General features: G+C 31.4%; 2 protein-coding genes. One reads left to right on the forward strand and one right to left on the reverse strand.

What is annotated here, in order from left to right; all coding sequences use genetic code 11:
* A partial coding sequence (locus KA873_RS13460; protein ID WP_204171401.1) for a MerR family transcriptional regulator occupies positions 1-485 on the forward strand: 485 nt, incomplete at its 5' end.
* 747 nt (positions 486-1232) lie between these two features.
* Here KA873_RS13460 and cfr read toward each other — a convergent pair.
* Positions 1233-2282 carry a 23S rRNA (adenine(2503)-C(8))-methyltransferase Cfr gene (cfr, locus tag KA873_RS13465; RefSeq protein ID WP_001010505.1) on the reverse strand — a complete coding sequence of 350 codons (1050 nt, stop codon included), beginning with the start codon at positions 2280-2282 and terminating at the stop codon, positions 1233-1235.
* Positions 2283-2750 lie beyond the last annotated feature (468 nt).

Raw genomic sequence — 2750 nt, forward strand, 5'->3', positions numbered from 1 at the left:
ACAGGAGTCTGGACTTGACTCTAATAAATGAACAACAGTATCAAATCCAAGTAGAAAAAAAGAGAGTAGAAGAAATACTTCTTATGATTCAGAAAGCAGATTTTACTACCTATAAAAATATTAAGTTAAAAGACTGGATGAGTATTGGAGAAGCTGCCGAAGTGGCAGGTGTAAACACTTCGGCAATTCGCCACTGGGAATCAGAAGGATTAGTCCATTCGGAAAGAAAAAAAGAAAACGGCTACCGCATGTTTTCTATATCCGAATTGCGTAAAATACTGGTCATTAGCAGTTTAAGAAAAACTGTTTATTATATTGAAAATATGAAACAACTGTTAAATGAAATAGACATACCAAGCTATGAAAAAGTTGAACATTCCTTTCGGCTTGCTTTGAAGAACTTGGACAACAAATTAATGAATCAATTTAAAGGGGTAACAGAACTGATGAACTATATAAATTTAATTCAAGAAAGAGACTGCTGAAAAGTTACGCCTTTGCCTATCTAAAGATAGCAATTGAAGAATGAAAATGGAGAAGATACAATTGGCAGCTGGTTTTTCAATGCGGAAGCTAAACTCATAGAACGCTTAGTTAAATTATGATCACTTATCAGAAGGGAAGGAGCTAGAAAAAGCTTCTTCCTTTTTGTCTATAAAAGTGTACTTTTACGAACGCTAATAAAGTGAGAAATCAAATGATATTAAAAGGTTTTCAAAAAGTTGAAGAAGAACTTAGCAAGAGGGTTTCAGATTATATAATTGAGGAGGGTTTTATGAAGCTGAACGCATTCCCGAATACTTTCAAGTTGTTCTCTAGAGAGACTACATAAATTAACTGCCAAAGACTACATTTTTAGAATGCCATAAACATCTTCAAGTATATATTTCATTAACTTACATTTGTATTTAGGGAGAATAAAAAATCCTCCCAATTATTATTGGAAGGATTATCTATTCATTTATACTAAATAAGAGTTTTTTGTCATTCGACAAACAAAACATCTAGTTAAACTGATTTAAAAAAAATGGATGACTAATCCTATATCTTAGTACTTTGAAACTTATTCATTTCAAATTAGAAGAATACAGATTAGTTAATTATCTTCCACCCAGTAGTCCATTCATATTTGAAGAAAATACTAGCATAATTGAGTTATCAAAATAATATTAATTGCATTAATATTATTTAAAAATTCACCTTATTATATCAGCTATATACCTTGTTCAATACTATTGGCTATTTTGATAATTACCATATAATTGACCACAAGCAGCGTCAATATCAATCCCAAATTGACTTCTAATTGTGACATGGATACCAGCAGACTTCAAAACTTTGTAAAAGGCTTCTACCTGCCCTTCGTTTGCTTCTCCATACATCTCAGGTGCACTTATTGTAGGATTGTATCGTATCAAATTTACATGATATAACTTCCCTGATTTATAGCGACTTTTAAGAAGGCTAACAACTTCGTTTGCATGCTCAAGAGAATCATTTACACCAGGCAACATGATATAAGCTATATATACTTTCCTTGAAGTTAATCTTATATGTTCATCGAGTATATTCATTACCTCATCTATTGGGTATCTATCATTTATTGGCATCAATTTGCTGCGTTCCTCACTATAAGGTGAGTGTAATGAAAATGTAAGATTTACTTGAGGATATTCCTGGGTTATTTTTTTGATACTAGGTATAATACCAATCGTTGATATAGAAAGTCTACGAGGACTTAATGCAAATAAATTAGGATCCGTAAACGAATCAAGAGCATCAAATACTTGACGGTTGGCTAGAGCTTCACCCATTCCCATAAAAGAAATGCTATCAATTTGATGACCTAATAAATGGAAGTATAAAACTTGATCTGTTATCTCATCTACAGTTAGGTTTTTTTTCAATCCAATGTCGCCTGTAGCACAAAATTTACACCCAAAATTACATCCGCATTGTGATGATATACAAAATGACTCCCAACCTGCTTTATACTTCATGTTTACCGTTTCTACTCTCTCATTCTTTGATACTTCAAAAAGCACTTTCGTAACTTGCTCTGAATTTTGCTCTGCTAAGAGCTTGATATTCAAAACTGTTTCTCCAAAATTATTTATTAAATCCTCCCTAAGTAATTTTGGAAGAACCTTCATATCCTCAAATCGACTAATTCTTTGTTTAAAAATCGCATTGGTTATTTGTTTTATTCTATAATCAGGCTCATTATTACTTCTTAAAAATTCCTGTATTTTACCATACTTTGTTTTATTATTAAAATTCATTTCTTTCATCCTTTCACAATTTGCTCTAGTGGTAATTAGAATAATTGGAAAGGAGTAGCAGTCCCTAAGAATCAATTTCTTTTTGCACACAAAAAAAACACAGATAAAAATTACCGGTGCCGAAAGTCAAAACATACAAATATGCATATTTCACTACATAAAACAAGTATGTTGATGATCTTGTTTTAAACTTATCCATAGTAGAGGCAAAGCTCCGGCAACTGTTTTTATATCATTGTTTAGTTTAAAAAAGGACAGACTATTCCCTTTAATAGCTAAAATAGCTATTACCTCCTTTTACTAATTAATATACTTAGCCTGTACTGTAACATTTTAATATTCAAATGTAAATATTAAAGTTAGCAACGATAAATTCCTGATAATTGTGTAATAGTAAAAAGGACATATAACAGTCCTTTTACGGTACAATGTTTTTAACGACACAAACATACCCAGGAGGACTTTTAC

Origin of the sequence: Staphylococcus sp. GDY8P45P, from assembly GCF_017892745.1 — a bacterium.
Classification (GTDB): domain Bacteria; phylum Bacillota; class Bacilli; order Staphylococcales; family Staphylococcaceae; genus Staphylococcus; species Staphylococcus cohnii.